Consider the following 14,655-nt stretch of genomic DNA (forward strand, 5'->3'; position numbering starts at 1 on the left):
CAGTGAAATATCCAATAAAAACGATGAAAACCCGATATATATCCAAACGGCAGGCCCGCGATTATAATTACTAACCGCAAAGTCAGTAAGTTGCTCGCATCACCATCCGCTTGTCTCAAGTCCGTAAAAAGCCGTCTACTCCTGCCGCAGCGGCGTCGCTCTAGGCGTCGCGCCGTCCGGTGCGCGTCGGCCTGTGTAATTTCTGCCCGAATAGTAAAGGAAAAACGTGATTGCTCCGACTTCCGTGCCCACTCCTGTGCGAGTGTTGACCCGACCGGCATCGGGCCGTCGTCGATTGCAGCAAGCCGTCGCGCTCTGTCTGGCTGTCTCCGCGCTGGCCGCGTGTTCAAAAAAGGTGGAAAAGGTCGAGGAAATCCGCCCCGTCAGGGCCATCGTCATCGCCGCCGGTAATGCCGATGTCGTGGCCGAGTTCCCGGGCGAAGTACGGGCGCGGGTGGAGTCTCGGCTCGGATTCCGGGTGGGCGGCAAGATCGTGGCGCGCAAGGTCGATGTAGGCAGCATCGTGCGACGCGGCCAGGTGCTGATGCAGCTCGATCCGCAAGATCTGCAACTGGCGCAACGCCAGGCCGATGCGGCGATGAAGTCGGCGCTGAGCAATCGCGATCTGGCCTCCGCTGAACTCAAGCGTTATCAGGAACTGCGCGACAAGAACTTCGTGAGTCAGGCAACCCTCGATTCCAAGCAGACTGCCTATCAGTCGGCATTGTCGGGCTACGACCAGGCCGTGGCGTCGCTGCGCAATCAATCGAATCAGACCGGCTATGCCGTATTGACGGCGGACGTTGACGGCGTGGTCACGGCGGTCGATGCCGAGGCCGGCCAGGTGGTTGCCGCCGGCACGCCCGTGGTCAGCGTGGCGCAGGCCGGCGACAAGGACGTGGTCATCGGTGTACCGGAAGACAAGGTCGATGTCTTGCGTCGCAGCGCCGATGTGCGCGTGCGCCTGTGGGCCAATCCCAAGGACACGATCGTCGGCAAGATCCGCGAAGTCTCGCCGATCGCCGACGCCGCCACACGGACCTATACTTTCAAGGTGGCCTTGCCCGATTCCGCGAAAGAGGTGCGCTTGGGCATGACGGCTTACGTCGCGTTCGCCGGCAAGACGTCCGGCGACATGATCCGCCTGCCGTTGACGGCCTTGTATCCGGTCAACGGCAAGACTTCGGTATGGCTGGTGGAAAACGGCGCTGTGAAGGTGGTCCCGATACAACTCGGCGGGCAGAGCGGCAATGACGTGCTCATCGCCAGTGGCCTGGCGCCTGGACAGACTGTGGTGACGGCGGGCGTCAACCTGCTCAAGCCGGGGCAGAAGGTGAGGATCCTCGGCGCTGAGCCGCTTACCGGTGATACGCCTGATGCCAAGACACAGCAAGGAAGAAATCCATGAGCGACGCCGAAAAGGATGCGCCGCCTGCTGGCAAGGCTGGCATCGACGCGGCTGCCCAACCGCGCGGCTTCAACCTGTCGCGCTGGGCGCTGGAACATGTCCCGCTGATCCGCTATCTGATCGTGGTGCTGATCATCGGCGGCGTCATCGGTTACGGCAAGCTTGGGCAGGACGAAGATCCGCCGTTCACGTTCCGCGCCATGGTGGTCACCGCAAAGTGGCCCGGGGCGAGCGCCTTGCAGATGGCCAACCAGGTCACCGACAAGCTGGAAAAAAAGCTGCAGGAGACGCCCTACATCGACGTCATCCGCAGCTATTCCAAGCCGGGCGAAACGCTGATTCTGCTGCAATTGCGCGAATCGACGCCGCCCAAGGAGGTGCCGCCGACCTGGTACCAGGTGCGCAAGAAAATCAGCGACATCAAGCTGACCTTGCCGTCAACGGTGCAGGGGCCGTTCTTCAATGATGAATTCGGCGACACCTACGGCTCGATCTTCGCGCTTTCCGCCGACGGCTTCACCTATGCCGAGGTCAAGGACTACGCCGACTTCGTACGCCAGCAATTGCTGCGCGTGTCGTCGGTGGCGAAAGTGGAATTATTCGGTGTGCAGGACGAAAAAATTTACATCGAATTTTCGCAGAAGAAATTTTCGCAACTGGGCGTTCCTTTCGACACCATCGTCAACCAATTGGCTGCGCAGAATGCACTGGAGTCCACCGGCGTACTGGTGACGCCGGGCGACAATCTGCAGGTGCGCGTGAGCGGCGCCTTCCGCTCGCCCAAAGAGCTCGAGGAGATGCAACTGCGCGCCAACGGCACCACGTTCCGGCTCGGCGATTTCGCCGTGGTCAAGCGTGAATATGTCGATCCGCCGGTGACCAAGATGCGCTTCAACGGCAAAGAGGCGATCGGTCTCGGCGTGTCGATGGAGAAGGGAGGCGACATCATTGCGCTCGGCCGCAACCTCGACAAGATGTCCGCCGAATTGCGCACCAAGCTGCCGGTCGGCATCGAGCTGGAGCGCGTATCCGACCAGCCGAAGATCGTCGCCGATTCGGTTGGTGAATTCATCCATACGCTGGTCGAAGCGGTGCTGATCGTGCTTGCGGTGAGCTTCATTGCGCTCGGCCTGCACACCAAGCCGCTGCGCATCGACGTACGGCCGGGGCTGGTGGTGGCGCTGACGATTCCGCTGGTGCTGGCGGTGACCTTCCTGTTCATGCGCATCTTCGACATCGATCTGCACAAGATCTCGCTCGGCGCGCTGATCATCGCGCTCGGGCTGCTGGTGGACGACGCCATCATTGCGGTGGAAATGATGGTGCGCAAGATGGAAGAGGGCCTCTCGCGCTTCGATGCGGCCACCTTCGCCTACACTTCGACCGCGATCCCGATGCTGACCGGCACGCTGATCACGGCGGCGGGTTTCCTGCCGATCGGCCTGGCCAAATCGGCGGCGGGCGAGTACACGTTTTCGATGTTTTCCGTCAATGCGCTCGCCTTGCTGATTTCGTGGCTGGTGGCGGTGGTGTTCACGCCCTACATCGGTGTGCTGCTGCTCAAGGTCAAGCCGGCGGCCAATGCCGACGGCCATCATGAATTATTCGACACGCCGTTCTATTCGCGCTTCCGCAAGCTGGTGACCTGGTGCGTGGAATGGCGCAAGACCACCATCCTGCTGACCTTGGCGGCGTTCATGCTGGGCCTGCTCGGATTCCGCTTCATCGAACAGCAATTTTTCCCGGATTCCAGCCGGCCCGAACTGATGATCGAACTATGGCTGCCGGAAGGCTCCGCCTTCAAGGCAACCGAGGCGCAGGCGAAGAAGTTCGAAGCCTTCATCCGTAAGCAGGACGGTGTGGAAAGCGTGACCAGCTACGTCGGCACCGGCAGCCCGCGCTTCTATCTGCCGCTGGACCAGATTTTCCCGCAGACCAACGTGTCGCAGATCGTGGTGTTGCCGAAAGACCTGAAGACGCGCGAGTCCCTGCGCCTGAAAATCGTCGACGCCTTCAAGAACGATTTCCCCGGGGTGCGCGGCCGCGTCAAGCTGCTGCCGAGCGGACCTCCCGTGCCGTACGCTGTGCAGTTCCGCGTGACCGGCACTGAAGTAGACAAGGTGCGCACCATTGCCGACCAGGTCAAGGCGGTGATGAACCGCAATCCCAACGTGATCGGCCTCAACGACAACTGGAACGAATCGGTCAAGTCCTTGCGCATCGATCTCGATCAGGACAAATTGCGCGTGCTCGGCATAGGTTCGCAAACCGTCATGCGCACCGTCAACACCTTGCTGACCGGTACCGCCGTCGGCCAGTATCGCGAGAACGACAAGCTCATCGACATCCTGGTGCGCCAGCCGCTGGAAGAACGCGCCACCATCGACGCGCTCAATCAGGCCAACATCCCGACAGCGAGCGGCAAGAGCGTGCCGCTGGCGCAGGTCGCGCGCGTGAGTCTGGCATGGGAGCCGGGCGTGGTCTGGCGTGAAGACCGCGAATGGGCCATCACGGTGCAATCCGACGTCGCCGACGGCATCCAGGGGCCGACCGTGTCGAGCCAGATCAGTCCGCAACTCGACGCCATCCGCGCCCAGCTGCCGGCAGGTTACGCGATCGAACTGGCCGGCGCCGCAGCCGACAGCAGCAAGGCGCAGGATTCGATCGCCGCCAACGTGCCGCTGGTGATCTTCATCATCTTCACCTTGCTGATGCTGCAGCTGCATAGCTTCTCGCGCGCCATGCTGGTGTTCCTGACCGGCCCGCTGGGTGTGGCGGGCGCAGCGGTAGCCTTGCTGGTGCTGCATCGTCCGTTCGGCTTCGTGGCGCAACTCGGCGTGATCGCCTTGTTCGGCATGATCATCCGCAACTCGGTGATCCTGATCGACCAGATCGAGCACGACATCGCCGCCGGCGCCGCCCCATGGGACGCCATCGTCGAATCGGCGGTGCGGCGCTTTCGTCCCATCATCCTGACCGCAGCGGCGGCGGTGCTGGCGATGATCCCGCTGTCGCGCTCGGTCTTCTGGGGCCCGATGGCGGTGGCGATCATGGGCGGCCTGGTGGTGGCGACGGCATTGACGCTGCTGTTCCTGCCGGCGGCGTATGCGGCGCTGTTCAGGGTCAAAAAGCCCTAGGAAAATTGCCGGGGAGACGGATAAAAACGCAGACAGCCCGCCAAGCTTGCAGTAGAATAGCGGGCTGCATTAAAACTGCTACCTCATTGACAGGACCTGGTTCTCCGGCGTACGCGCTGAAAAATCCAGCGCAAGCCGGTCAATGATTGCAACCTTTCAGCGAGGGTGGCGAAATTGGTAGACGCACCAGGTTTAGGTCCTGACGCCAGCAATGGTGTAGGGGTTCGAGTCCCCTCCCTCGCACCACGACTCATTTCCAGACATTTCCCTTTTAACCCTGTTTAGACCTCTTTTCCAGTCTGGAAAAGGCTTTCAGGCGTTTTCGACGTTGTTGTCAATTCCTCATTTTCCCGCTTTAAAACGCATTATAATTGCCGTCACTTCCCATATTTCTCCCACGAACTTCCCACGGGATATTGCCGATGGCATCAGTGTTAAAGGTAGCGACAGGCTGGCGCGTTCAGATCAACGTCAAGGGTCAGCGTGACAGCCGCGTGCTGTCGAGCAAGACTCTGGCGAACGAATGGGCTGTCAAGCGCGAGGCCGAGATGCGTTCCATTTCGTCCGGCGCCGGCAGCAAGACTCATACCGTCAACGACGCTTTGCGACGCTATGCAAAGGACGTCAGCCCAACCAAGAAAGGCGCGAGGTGGGAAATCCTTCGGTTGGACGTGATAGGCCGAAAAGAGATCGACGGCCAGGTGTTTTCAGCGATCCGTCTCGCAGACCTCCAGCCGAGCCACATCGCTCGTTGGCGTGATGCACGCCTACGGGAGGTCAAAGGCTCGTCAGTTTCCCGAGAAATGAGCCTGCTGTCCCATGTCTTGGAGATCTGCCGCAAAGAATGGGGTTGGCTGATCGCAGATCCGATGCAGGACGTGCGCCGGCCGGCGGAAGGTCCGCCACGCGATCGGCTTATATCGCAGGCGGAGATCGATGCCCTGACCGTCGCGTTAGGATTCCAGGAGGGGCTACCCGTGGCGCTTCCCTCGCAGCGAGTTGCGGTGGCCTTTCTGTTCGCGATCGAGACGGCCATGCGCTCTGGGGAAATCCTGGGGCTGACGTCGTTGACCGTCGACCTAACGTCCCGCGTGGCGCATCTGCCGCTGACAAAAAACGGCAGCGCCCGAAACGTACCGCTGTCGACGAGGGCCGTGGAGCTGCTCAAGGTTTTGCCTCCCGTGGATGCTGGCATGCCGTTGTTTGCCTTGAAAGCGGACAGTCGAGATGCGTTGTTCCGAAAAGCGAGGGATAGGGCGATGGTGCAGGGGGTGACGTTTCACGACTCACGGCACGAGGCAATCACTCGCCTGGCGAAGAAGCTGCAGATATTGGACCTGGCCAGGATGACAGGGCACAAGAATCTGCAGGAACTCATGACGTATTACAACGCCACCGCGAGCGATATCGCGGGGCGCTTGGGATAGATCAGTCGTCGGCCCGTGGCCGGCCGATTTTCTTTTCCTGGTGCGATTCTGCCCAGGCGATAACTTCTGTGGCTTTCCAGAGTGGCCGGCCGCGGGAGGCGTCTCCCGCCGGTAGGCGGATCGGCTTAGGAAAGCCATTCAACGTGACCACGCGTTCCATGACGACGTTGGGTGTGCGGTGCAGATAGCCGGCGATCGCCTTGCCGTCCCACAGCTGCACCGACAACGGTATTGCCGGGAACAGTTTGTCGCGCAGCGCGTTGGCGAGCTTCTCGATCATTTCAACCTCGCTCATCTTCGCGCCCCTTCCCCGTAGATGCGGGCTTGTCAGAGAGGCCTCGCCCAATTTCCGCAGCAGCGACGACGATGGCGCGGCGGGTATTCGCGGCAGCGTCCGGGCCATCAACGAAACGAAATTCGCAGCCGGTGCGTTCCTTGCCAATCGACAAGCACAGAACGGCACAACCAGATAGCGGCTGAATTGCTACCGCGAGGCGCAGCGCATCGCCGTCGTCCCTGAGCGGATTCCACCAGCGGTGCCCAAAGTCTGTCGGTATCTCAACCCCGGGGTGCATCCAGTTCGGCGGCTTTCCTGGTGTCTTGATTCCTGCGGCAATCGCCGCCAGATCTAGCAACTCGCGGTCGGCGGCGCTCACTTTGATACCTGCTGTGGTGGGGATTGCAGAGCGCGAGCGTCATCAATTGCCTTCGTGAAATGACCGGCTACACTGCCTCGAAGCAATGGCGTACCCGCTGCAACTGGAAGCGTTAAGAAGTGAAAGTTTGCATCCCATCCACCCAGCTTGTGAGCGCCGACGAATCGAAGTGCGGTACGCCACCGGTCGGCGTCGATCGCATCCTTATCTGCTGGCGTTTGCTCCTGCGGTGCGGCGGCGAGATCATGCCCGGCAAGGTTCGATACGGTCCGTTTGGTGATTTGCCAGATGTCTTGCAGTTCGTCGCTTTTGTAGCGCTGGGATGTTTGCGCGCGTGCGAAGTCAGCGTGCCCTTGCTTCCTTGCTTCATGCTCGAAGGCAATCCGCACTTCATCGACGGAAATGCTGGCAACGTCCTTGTATCCGGCTACTGGCTTCGCCTCTTGGTTTGTTGCTGCATCGGCGTGCTGCGCGTCTGAGCATTTGAAAGCGCCGATCGCTTTGATCGCGCTGGCCAGCGAGGGATAGGCCGCCGTGTCCCAGCACGCGGGATAGTGCAAGACGCTGGCCAGGAGGTTTGTTTCGATCCAGTGGGCATCGCGCGGCCAGCTTTGCTCGACCATTTCCTGTCCCAGTGCGAACCGGACGATATCGCGTAGGCGGGCGCTCGCGGCAAGGCCTAGATCGTCGGGATTCAATAGTCGCCGCAACAGCGCGGTGATTTCCGATGTCGGGCTGTAGGGGATGCTCATGCTGGCTCCTTCACTTGAATTGGTTGCATGCGGCCGGTGCGCAAGTTGATGAACGCTCCGTGCCACGTGAGGCGGCCGTGGCGGAACAATTCCCAGAGCAGCTGCAGCGCCGGCGTGACGACGGCTTGATTGATGAAGAGCTCTTGGCGCTCGAGCGCTTCGGCCAGGCCGCAGCTTGGCGTGTCGTCTTCGGGTAGCGCCACGTTGATAAGTTCCGGCAGAACGTCATACGGATAGGGCAGTCGGACATGCCCGGCTGGTGCAGCGTGGCCGGCCGTTACCGACGTGCGGGGCTGGCCGATGATCATTTGGCCGTCGGACGCCCGGTTGCCGAGGTCCATGATGTAGTGCGGCTCGCGGCCCATGGAATGAAAGTGCTGGTGAATTTCGTGTCGTGCGCCGATGCTGTCGACGCACATGATCACTATGTCCGACTGGTTGCCGCGCCGGTAAAGCGCTGGCGTAGCGCGCCAATCCAGACCGAAAAACGCGTTGATTCTGTGCGTCAGGACCAGCGCCTTGTGCTGGCCGACGTCGGCGGCGGTGAATAGTTGGCGTGCGAGATTCGCCTCGCTAACCGTATCTGGATCGTAAGCGTGCACATGAAGTCCGGGGTGTCCAAGCGCCTGGATGGCGTGACTCAGCCGGGCCAGGCCGGTCAGCATCTGGGAGCCGTTGCCGCCGCAGCCGACGAGGTCAACGTTGACGCGGCGCTGTAGGAGATGGGAGGGGAGAAAGTGCGGCACGTCAACCCCCGAACAGCTTGTCAGCCGGTACATGCACCGGCAGATAGAGGCCGAGAACGCAAAGGCGGAACTCAAGCGTTGGTGTCGACGTGTCCAGATTGCCGATGACTCCGGAGAATTTGACGCTGCCGGCGTCGTCCTTGTTGTCCTGGTCGCTGAAGAATGCCGGCAGTGCGCCGTGGCTGTGGATGTCAATTGCGAGCGTCTGGTGGTCCGGCAGGTCAGGGGCGCGATACTGAACTGCGCCCGGAGTAGCGGTTTCGATTTGCAGATCCACCGGCACGAGCGCCTGCGCTTGTTCGTCCCATGCCAGATGCCGGATGTGTTCGTTGGGAAGTTGATCCATGGCGTCGCGGACGAACGCGCGCATCAGATCCAGCGCGACGCCCAGGCGACCAAAAGCCAAGTCGATACGCGGCGTTATTTCGCCGAAGGGCATGGCGATAGATTTCTCTTCATAGAGGCGATGAATGAAGTGCAGCCATGGGCGCCGAACTTCGATGTGCAGTCCGTCCTTGGCCAGCAGGAACCGATGCTTGTTTTCTGTCAGCGGAGTGAACATGCCCCACGGCGGGACAATGGCGGTTGGAACGGTTTTAAACGATGCGATATCGAGCAGCTTGGAATCGTCTTCGTGCGAGCTTGCGATGGGGTACAGATCAGCCAACGGCAGCAGCGCGTCGATGAGAGACGTTGCCGCCTTGTCTGCCTGAACAAGGTGGTTGTGCAGCGCGCCGTAGTGCATGTCGGTTGCGTGTGCCGGATTGTTGTTTTTGGTCATTTGGTGATTCCCTTGATGGTTTCTGCGAGCGTGGCGCCGCATGGGACAAGGCGCTTAGCCCAGTCCCATTCGGCGTTCGGATTGTCTAGAAGGTGCTTCCACATATGGACGGAACCGCCCTTCCACTTGACGAGCTTTTTATCGTTGGGGTGGGTGAATCGGCTGCCGAAGAACGCGCGCTCGTAAGCGTCGATAGCGGATGCGTCTGTGGTTTTTGGGAAATTGACGTTGCCGGCGCATACCTTTCCGCCTTCCCATACATTGAAGTACGGCGCTTTGAATAGCTTCGTGTCTGGCACCGGTCTCTCGGCGCCGGTCACCGCAAAGACGTGGACGTCGCCGTGTGCGGCAATGAAGACGAGGCCTGGCTGGCTGATTGAGGCATGCGCCTCGCCGATGATTGCGTCGCTTGTCTTGAACCACATATGACGTAACAGCGGCGGGCACCACCAGGCCATTGCGTTCGGCCCGGTATACAGCATTCCGGCTGGGACAAATCCTGAAAACGCGGTCGCTGCGGCTACGGAAGCGCCGAGCGCAGCGATTGCCTTTTTGCTTGGTGCACGGCCTGGTCCCAGTACTGGTGCATGCGGATTTTCCGGGGAAAAGACAATCGGATGCTGAGATGCGTACACCGAGCGGCCGTCCTGCGATCGATAGAAGAGAAAGGCGGCCTCTAGGTTTAGCTCTTGAGGCGTGACGTCGTCATGAATCTCAAATATTGGGGTGCGTGTGCGCACGTTTACCTGACTCATTCTTGGCGCTCCCCGATCAAGAGCACCAAGTCTGCAACGAGTCGGGCGAGGCCGAGACCTTCTTCCATCGCGCGCAGACGTTTTTGAAGGCTTGGCGTGCTGACCTCGATGTGAGAGACGGTAATCATCTCAACGTATTCGCCTTGAATGAACATATTGAATGCATCGTCGATCACTCGCCCTGTGCAGTCGTTGCCATCCCATGCCAATACGAACGTGGCGGCAACCAGATCAACGCCGACATCTGTTCCAAATGCGTCGCGTGATGCATGTTTGACGAACTCAGGGCGATTCCCGTATGCGCTGATGGCGTCGCACGCATTGATGACGTTGCGAGCCAAGGGGCTGGTTGCGTCGCGTATCGCGCGCTTCCGGCTGCACACCCGCTCCGGGAAGGGGAGCCATGCTGGAATATTCCGGAAAAAATCCGCGCGCTTGAACACTTCGTTGTTTGCAAGGAAGTCGTCGACTGTTTGCTCGTCGTGGTATCCCAGATCTACTTCAAGTTCAGCGTATTTGACCTCATCGAATTCGCCTTGCCAGTAGAACCATTGCGCAAGCCCTAGCACGCTGGCCGGGGCCAAGTTGTAGGGGAGGTAGCGCAACGCGTCCTCTAAAACCGCCATCGTTGTTTGGCCCAGCCCGGGACACTCCGCTTCCAACTGCGAGATCGCGCGGCCGATGTGAAAGTACGGGAGTGTGTCCTGGATGGGCGCCACGCAGAAATAGCTCCCGGTACCGCCATATTCGCCGACGTTCTTTCCAGAGCGAATGCTCAGTTCCCAGTCAAACAGGGGCATCCCTTCGGTGCGTTGGCTCCACCAGCGAGTCATTACCCGGCGCGCCAAGATTGATTCGTCAGCGCTGATATCGAGATCGGCTTGGGTGGCGAGGCCAAGTTCAAGCAGGGCGATGGAAAGGTCGCCGGCAATCTGGGATCCCTTCGCGGCGGCCGGCCGTACGGCGTGCGGAATCGCGGCGCTCAGGCGCGGCAAAATCCACGGCGAGAAGGAGTGGAGATCCGGTTTCATGGCAGGACGGAAATGCTGGTGCTGGTCGCGACCAGGGGCTCTGCGCTGGGCAGCGCCTTCATCACTTCATGCAGTTTTAGCGAGAAGGATGAGTTGATGGTGACCTGCCGCTTCGGCTCCCCTAGGGTTGCGAGCGTGCCGTGCTTTTTGAGTTGCGCGATGGCTTCCGAGATGGTTGCGCCTTTGGTTCCGACCGCGCGGCGGAAAGTGTAAATCTGGCGGTTGTCGCGCAACTCCGGGCCTTCGATGTCGGCATTCAACAATTCGGGATAGGCGGTCGCATAGAACTCACGGACCTGCTCGATTGAGAACGCGGTATTGGGGTCAGCCAGTCTTACGCTGCCGTGCTTGAATTCGCGGATAAGTTCTTGTGTTTGCATTTTGGCACCTTAGAAAACTTCGAGGAAAGCGCCGGCGGTCGGCGCAGCTGGGGTTGGGGTAGAAGCACCGGCCGACACTGGAGGCGGTTGATTGCTGGCTGGCGGGATTTGCCAGTCCTTATCCAGCGTCGAGGTGGCGATTGCATCGCTGTTGGTCGTCGACGCGGCGTCGACTGTTGGTGCGCCTTCCGGCGTGACTTTGGCGTCGGTATCTTCGGGAGTTTTGTTCGTCGTCAGCGCGCCGCTTGCCGGGGCAGATTCCGCGCCTGCCGTAGGTGCAAGGTCGGACTTTTCCAATTCGCCAGCCGAGGCATCGGTCGGCGCGCCTGCCTTGGTCGCGCCGGGGTCTGCAGCCTTGGCGGCTGATTTGGTGCTGGACTTAGCGGCCTTCGCTGTCTTTGGCGGCTTGCCTGCTGTCTTTGATCCGGTCTCAGCCTCGGTCCCGGCCTCGGCCGCATCCTGTGCGCTGGCGTCGGCGACCTGGTCGAGCAGGGACTTGCGCGGAGGGCTGGTCCACGCCAAGAGCGCCTTGCCGAAATCTTGGTCAAGTTCCTCGGGTGTTGCGAGAAGGGACAGGGGGCGCAGCGCGGGCTTGTCTCCGCTGTCATTTGCCTTCGGGGTAATGTTGACGCGCAGCTGGTCGCCGTCGATTGCGACTGAAATAAGTAATGTAGATTTTTGGGCGAGTTCCGCCAGTGCTTTGAACATGATCGTCCTTTCGGGTGGGTGGCTGGGGTTAGGTGGCGCGGTAGAGATAGCGATGCGGCGTGCCGCGCCGAAGGATTTTGTATTTGCGGACGAGGTCGGTCAGCAGAGTGAACAGGCGATGCGCGTCAGCGCCCATCGTGACGGCCAGCGTTTGCAGGTCCATCTCCTGAGCGCGCAACAGCGTGATCGCGCGGGAGCTCAGGTTGATATCGTGCATGCCGTTGCTTGGGGCGTGCCGGCGACGGGTCTCCGTGGCCTGCTTGCCGGTCTGCGCGCGATAGGCGTGCGTGGTGCAGTCCTTTTCTGATGGGAATGAGATTTGCTGGCCGAGCACTTCGCCTTCGCGCGTGATCTGATACAGGATGTAAGGCGTCGAGCGCAAAGGCATGCGACGCACCAGATATTCGCCAACCATGACGGCGGAGAAATCCCGTTTGGCGCCCGGATCGTAGCGGTCGATACTGCTGTAGGCGATTGCCGGCGCCGAAAAATTGGTCGTGGCTGGATAGAACAGCGTGTGTTCGTTGGGCAGATAGCTCATGAATTGTCGTTTGCTTGTGCGAGTTTTTTATCGGTGGCGCGGAGCTGTTCCAGGCGGGCGGCGCGGCGCACATTTCTTTTTGCGAGGGCGTGGATCGTTGCGGCGAAAAGGGCTGTTTTCATGGCGGCTTCGAAGGACTCTCCAAGTCGGCATTCGCGCCACGCCCGCGCCAGATCAGCCTCGGAGATTGCTGGCGTATCCATCGGGCGATTACAGAGGGCTGCATGCAATTCGACGCGCGTCAGCGGCACCCGGAACGTCCGGCCATGGCTTGCCGCACAAGGTCGCGAGTTGCGAGTCCGGTTTGCCGCCGAGTGATTGCAGAACCTGTGACCGCTTACCGTCGATGAAGCCGCGCTCGTAGGCCGCCTGCTTCTCTTCTTCAGTGTGGTCGAACGTGCCGGCGGCGCCGAAGGCAGCAATGAGTAAGGCGATGGCGACGATGGGGTGGCGATCAAAATACGAAACGACTCTATTCATCGCGGTCACCTTTGCGTGCGGTTGTGACTTTGCGCGTCTCGGTGCCTGGCGAATGGAGTTTGCCGGCGGCCGCAGCTTGTGCAGCTGCTTCGGATGGGGACATCCCTACGGGCCATTGTTTTGGCGCGGCGCGAGATTTAGACGATGGCGCGGCATCGAGGAAATTGAAACTGCGCGGGAATCTGCTATTTGGCATTCTGGCTCCGTCGTTGAAGTACACGAAGCGGATATTAGAACCATTAGTAACCATCAGTCAAGAACTATTGGTTCTAAAAAAATGGTTGGTATATCACTAATTGGTTCTATTGCCGAGTTTTTCGGTTCGATTGGCTTGTTATGGTTGGCTTTGCTATGCTGCCAACATCAATGTGCATCTGCTGGGGAGGTGATGAATGAGGGGATTAATTGTGGTTGGCGTGACCGCGCTGATTTTGGCGGGCTGTGCGACAACACCCGTTTCTCTGGGGGATGCAACGGCTGTGCCTGCTGAGCGAATTTTTGCTCAGGCAAGCGGTGCCGCCAAAGACTGGCCGCGTATCACGGTGGTGCGCGACTCAGGGTATTTGGCTTCAGGATGCGACTTCGGTTTTTACCTTGATGGGAGGCTGGCGGCGCGCATGGCTGTTGGGGAGCGCTTCAGTATAGAAGTGCCGCCAGGAGAGCACATCTTAGGTGCAGCAATCGTCGGGCGGGCGCTATGCTCCTTTGGGGAGGATCAGCGCAGAGAAATTGCTTCGATCGTTCAGCCAGGAGAAAAGAAGGTCTACCGCATATCAGCAAGATCCGATGGGGGAGTCTTGATCGAGCCGACGACGATGTTGCAGGCCCGTTGATAGGGCTTTAGTCGTTGGTGCCGTCCCTCGGGAAGGCTTTCCTTTTTTCCGTTATGTCGTCTTTTTTTGATTGAGCAACTTGATCGGCTAGCCTCGTAACGAGCGCTTGCTGCTCAGGGTCAAGCTGCTTCATCACCTCTACCGTTCGAGCGATCGATTCGGACGGGTAGAGTGTTGTCAGTCGTTTGGGGCCACGTCCAGCAACTAGCCAGTCGACGGTTACGTCTGCCCATTCCGTTATGGCGACTATGTGTTCCCATCGAGGGAACGCTTCTCCCTCCAGCCACTTTCGCGCCCCTTTTTGCGAGACCTTGAAAATCTGTCCAAGCGCAGTCTGCCGGCCGCGCTCTGGCAGTTGCATGTCCCCGCAGATCTCGTTCATGCGCCTAGCGAACTCGTTTAAAAGTGTTGAATCGGTCATAGAACCAATGGTACGCACTGCGGACGGAACAATCAGTTCTCGACATTTGGTAACAGTTGGTTCTAAAATGCCGGCATGCATACAAACCTCATATCGAAAGCTATCGGGATTGTCGGGCTCGGAAAGCTGGCAAACGAATGTCGCGTCACGTATCAGGCGCTCCGAAAGTGGGAGAAGGCGGGCCGCCTCCCGCGAACCGACTGGACCGGTGAAACTAATTACGCTGCCGTGATCGAGCGTGAGACCGCGGGAATCGTCACGCGCGATGCGCTACTGTCGCGACCCGCTGCTGCATCGCTGCAAGGGCCGTGCGCGTCAGTAGTTGACGCTCTGCATCGAGGCCAGGGCGACCAGTCGGTAACTGCACCTCCGCCAGTGCCAGCATCATGACTCGAGCAAGAGTCGGGCTTTGGTCGGCAACGGCGGCGACCAGCGTGCCAATCACTGCGTCGAGCGCGAATCGATGGGTATTCACGACGTCCGCGAAGTGGTCTGAATTCTTCAGCAACTTTTCGAACAGCCTCTGCGCTGCATCAATCTCTTCAAAATTCCCTTTGGTCCGCATTTTCTTTTCCTTTGTTTTCGCCGCTTCCGGGTTG

General features: G+C 59.9%; 18 protein-coding genes and 1 tRNA gene. 5 read left to right on the forward strand and 14 right to left on the reverse strand.

Going from position 1 to position 14,655, the window contains the following annotated elements; genetic code table 11:
* Positions 1-262 precede the first annotated feature (262 nt).
* The 4 genes from ACIROY_RS01535 (at position 263) to ACIROY_RS01550 (ending at position 5,972) form a co-directional block, all read left to right on the forward strand.
* The gene (locus tag ACIROY_RS01535; protein ID WP_402340120.1) at positions 263-1,408 is read left to right on the forward strand and encodes an efflux RND transporter periplasmic adaptor subunit; all 1,146 of its coding nucleotides are present in this window, start codon (positions 263-265) and stop codon (positions 1,406-1,408) included.
* Positions 1,405-4,545 carry an efflux RND transporter permease subunit gene (locus tag ACIROY_RS01540; protein ID WP_402271824.1) on the forward strand — a complete coding sequence of 1,047 codons (3,141 nt, stop codon included), beginning with the start codon at positions 1,405-1,407 and terminating at the stop codon, positions 4,543-4,545. The genes ACIROY_RS01535 and ACIROY_RS01540 overlap by 4 nt, the downstream gene beginning before the upstream one ends.
* 159 nt (positions 4,546-4,704) lie before the next feature.
* Positions 4,705-4,791: transfer RNA gene (locus tag ACIROY_RS01545), tRNA-Leu, on the forward strand.
* A 176-nt stretch (positions 4,792-4,967) separates the two neighbouring features.
* Complete coding sequence (locus ACIROY_RS01550; protein ID WP_402339106.1) at positions 4,968-5,972, forward strand: tyrosine-type recombinase/integrase; 1,005 nt, start codon at positions 4,968-4,970, stop codon at positions 5,970-5,972.
* A 1-nt stretch (position 5,973) separates the two neighbouring features.
* Here the strand turns inward: ACIROY_RS01550 and ACIROY_RS01555 are convergent, their stop codons facing one another.
* The 12 genes from ACIROY_RS01555 to ACIROY_RS01610 are packed head-to-tail and all read right to left on the reverse strand — an operon-like array spanning position 5,974 to position 12,802.
* A complete protein-coding gene (locus ACIROY_RS01555; RefSeq protein ID WP_402339108.1) occupies positions 5,974-6,267 on the reverse strand; it encodes a hypothetical protein in 294 nt (97 codons plus the stop codon).
* Entirely contained in the window at positions 6,254-6,628 is a 375-nt protein-coding gene (locus ACIROY_RS01560; RefSeq protein ID WP_402339110.1) for a hypothetical protein, read from the reverse strand. The genes ACIROY_RS01555 and ACIROY_RS01560 overlap by 14 nt, the downstream gene beginning before the upstream one ends.
* Positions 6,625-7,380, reverse strand: coding sequence for a hypothetical protein (locus ACIROY_RS01565; RefSeq protein ID WP_402339111.1), 756 nt, complete (start codon positions 7,378-7,380; stop codon positions 6,625-6,627). Before ACIROY_RS01565 ends, ACIROY_RS01560 begins: the two co-directional genes overlap by 4 nt.
* A complete protein-coding gene (locus ACIROY_RS01570; protein ID WP_402339113.1) occupies positions 7,377-8,159 on the reverse strand; it encodes a PRTRC system ThiF family protein in 783 nt (260 codons plus the stop codon). The genes ACIROY_RS01565 and ACIROY_RS01570 overlap by 4 nt, the downstream gene beginning before the upstream one ends.
* Positions 8,128-8,907 carry a PRTRC system protein A gene (locus tag ACIROY_RS01575; RefSeq protein ID WP_402339115.1) on the reverse strand — a complete coding sequence of 260 codons (780 nt, stop codon included), beginning with the start codon at positions 8,905-8,907 and terminating at the stop codon, positions 8,128-8,130. Before ACIROY_RS01575 ends, ACIROY_RS01570 begins: the two co-directional genes overlap by 32 nt.
* On the reverse strand, positions 8,904-9,662 hold the full coding sequence (locus ACIROY_RS01580; protein WP_402339116.1) for a PRTRC system protein B: 759 nt from the start codon (positions 9,660-9,662) through the stop codon (positions 8,904-8,906). Before ACIROY_RS01580 ends, ACIROY_RS01575 begins: the two co-directional genes overlap by 4 nt.
* On the reverse strand, positions 9,659-10,693 hold the full coding sequence (locus ACIROY_RS01585; protein ID WP_402339118.1) for a PRTRC system protein F: 1,035 nt from the start codon (positions 10,691-10,693) through the stop codon (positions 9,659-9,661). Before ACIROY_RS01585 ends, ACIROY_RS01580 begins: the two co-directional genes overlap by 4 nt.
* Positions 10,690-11,073, reverse strand: coding sequence for a PRTRC system protein C (locus ACIROY_RS01590; protein WP_402339120.1), 384 nt, complete (start codon positions 11,071-11,073; stop codon positions 10,690-10,692). The genes ACIROY_RS01585 and ACIROY_RS01590 overlap by 4 nt, the downstream gene beginning before the upstream one ends.
* A 9-nt stretch (positions 11,074-11,082) precedes the next feature.
* Positions 11,083-11,781, reverse strand: a complete 699-nt coding sequence (locus ACIROY_RS01595; RefSeq protein ID WP_402339122.1) for a PRTRC system protein E — start codon at positions 11,779-11,781, stop codon at positions 11,083-11,085.
* 28 nt (positions 11,782-11,809) lie between these two features.
* Positions 11,810-12,322 (reverse strand): hypothetical protein, encoded by a 513-nt coding sequence (locus ACIROY_RS01600; protein ID WP_402339124.1) that lies wholly within the window; start codon positions 12,320-12,322, stop codon positions 11,810-11,812.
* Entirely contained in the window at positions 12,319-12,525 is a 207-nt protein-coding gene (locus ACIROY_RS01605; protein ID WP_402339126.1) for a hypothetical protein, read from the reverse strand. Before ACIROY_RS01605 ends, ACIROY_RS01600 begins: the two co-directional genes overlap by 4 nt.
* A gap of 7 nt (positions 12,526-12,532) precedes the next feature.
* A complete protein-coding gene (locus ACIROY_RS01610; protein ID WP_402339128.1) occupies positions 12,533-12,802 on the reverse strand; it encodes a hypothetical protein in 270 nt (89 codons plus the stop codon).
* Between the two features lie 392 nt (positions 12,803-13,194).
* On the opposite strand from ACIROY_RS01610, the gene ACIROY_RS01615 reads away from it, so the two are divergent.
* Positions 13,195-13,635, forward strand: coding sequence for a hypothetical protein (locus ACIROY_RS01615; protein WP_402339130.1), 441 nt, complete (start codon positions 13,195-13,197; stop codon positions 13,633-13,635).
* Positions 13,636-13,642: 7 nt separating this feature from the next.
* Here ACIROY_RS01615 and ACIROY_RS01620 read toward each other — a convergent pair whose 3' ends face one another.
* Together ACIROY_RS01620 and ACIROY_RS01625 are read right to left on the reverse strand one after the other, a co-directional pair.
* The gene (locus ACIROY_RS01620) at positions 13,643-14,137 is read right to left on the reverse strand and encodes a hypothetical protein (protein ID WP_402339131.1); all 495 of its coding nucleotides are present in this window, start codon (positions 14,135-14,137) and stop codon (positions 13,643-13,645) included.
* Between the two features lie 175 nt (positions 14,138-14,312).
* Positions 14,313-14,621: a hypothetical protein gene (locus ACIROY_RS01625; RefSeq protein ID WP_402339133.1), complete on the reverse strand. Its 309-nt coding sequence runs from the start codon at positions 14,619-14,621 to the stop codon at positions 14,313-14,315.
* Between the last annotated feature and the right edge of the window lie 34 nt (positions 14,622-14,655).

The sequence above is a fragment of the Herbaspirillum sp. NPDC101396 genome (assembly GCF_044767365.1).
Taxonomy (GTDB): domain Bacteria; phylum Pseudomonadota; class Gammaproteobacteria; order Burkholderiales; family Burkholderiaceae_D; genus Herbaspirillum.

What these genes read in the sequence shown, in the direction of transcription:
- ACIROY_RS01550 (WP_402339106.1), top strand. Translation starts at nt 4,968, where the DNA reads ATGGCATCAGTGTTAAAGGTAGCGACAGGCTGGCGCGTTCAGATCAAC.
- ACIROY_RS01575 (WP_402339115.1), bottom strand. Translation starts at nt 8,907, where the DNA reads ATGACCAAAAACAACAATCCGGCACACGCAACCGACATGCACTACGGC.
- ACIROY_RS01590 (WP_402339120.1), bottom strand. Translation starts at nt 11,073, where the DNA reads ATGCAAACACAAGAACTTATCCGCGAATTCAAGCACGGCAGCGTAAGA.
- ACIROY_RS01580 (WP_402339116.1), bottom strand. Translation starts at nt 9,662, where the DNA reads ATGAGTCAGGTAAACGTGCGCACACGCACCCCAATATTTGAGATTCAT.
- ACIROY_RS01595 (WP_402339122.1), bottom strand. Translation starts at nt 11,781, where the DNA reads ATGTTCAAAGCACTGGCGGAACTCGCCCAAAAATCTACATTACTTATT.
- ACIROY_RS01540 (WP_402271824.1), top strand. Translation starts at nt 1,405, where the DNA reads ATGAGCGACGCCGAAAAGGATGCGCCGCCTGCTGGCAAGGCTGGCATC.
- ACIROY_RS01610 (WP_402339128.1), bottom strand. Translation starts at nt 12,802, where the DNA reads ATGAATAGAGTCGTTTCGTATTTTGATCGCCACCCCATCGTCGCCATC.
- ACIROY_RS01565 (WP_402339111.1), bottom strand. Translation starts at nt 7,380, where the DNA reads ATGAGCATCCCCTACAGCCCGACATCGGAAATCACCGCGCTGTTGCGG.
- ACIROY_RS01615 (WP_402339130.1), top strand. Translation starts at nt 13,195, where the DNA reads ATGAGGGGATTAATTGTGGTTGGCGTGACCGCGCTGATTTTGGCGGGC.
- ACIROY_RS01620 (WP_402339131.1), bottom strand. Translation starts at nt 14,137, where the DNA reads ATGCATGCCGGCATTTTAGAACCAACTGTTACCAAATGTCGAGAACTG.
- ACIROY_RS01570 (WP_402339113.1), bottom strand. Translation starts at nt 8,159, where the DNA reads ATGTACCGGCTGACAAGCTGTTCGGGGGTTGACGTGCCGCACTTTCTC.
- ACIROY_RS01585 (WP_402339118.1), bottom strand. Translation starts at nt 10,693, where the DNA reads ATGAAACCGGATCTCCACTCCTTCTCGCCGTGGATTTTGCCGCGCCTG.
- ACIROY_RS01555 (WP_402339108.1), bottom strand. Translation starts at nt 6,267, where the DNA reads ATGAGCGAGGTTGAAATGATCGAGAAGCTCGCCAACGCGCTGCGCGAC.
- ACIROY_RS01605 (WP_402339126.1), bottom strand. Translation starts at nt 12,525, where the DNA reads ATGGATACGCCAGCAATCTCCGAGGCTGATCTGGCGCGGGCGTGGCGC.
- ACIROY_RS01625 (WP_402339133.1), bottom strand. Translation starts at nt 14,621, where the DNA reads ATGCGGACCAAAGGGAATTTTGAAGAGATTGATGCAGCGCAGAGGCTG.
- ACIROY_RS01600 (WP_402339124.1), bottom strand. Translation starts at nt 12,322, where the DNA reads ATGAGCTATCTGCCCAACGAACACACGCTGTTCTATCCAGCCACGACC.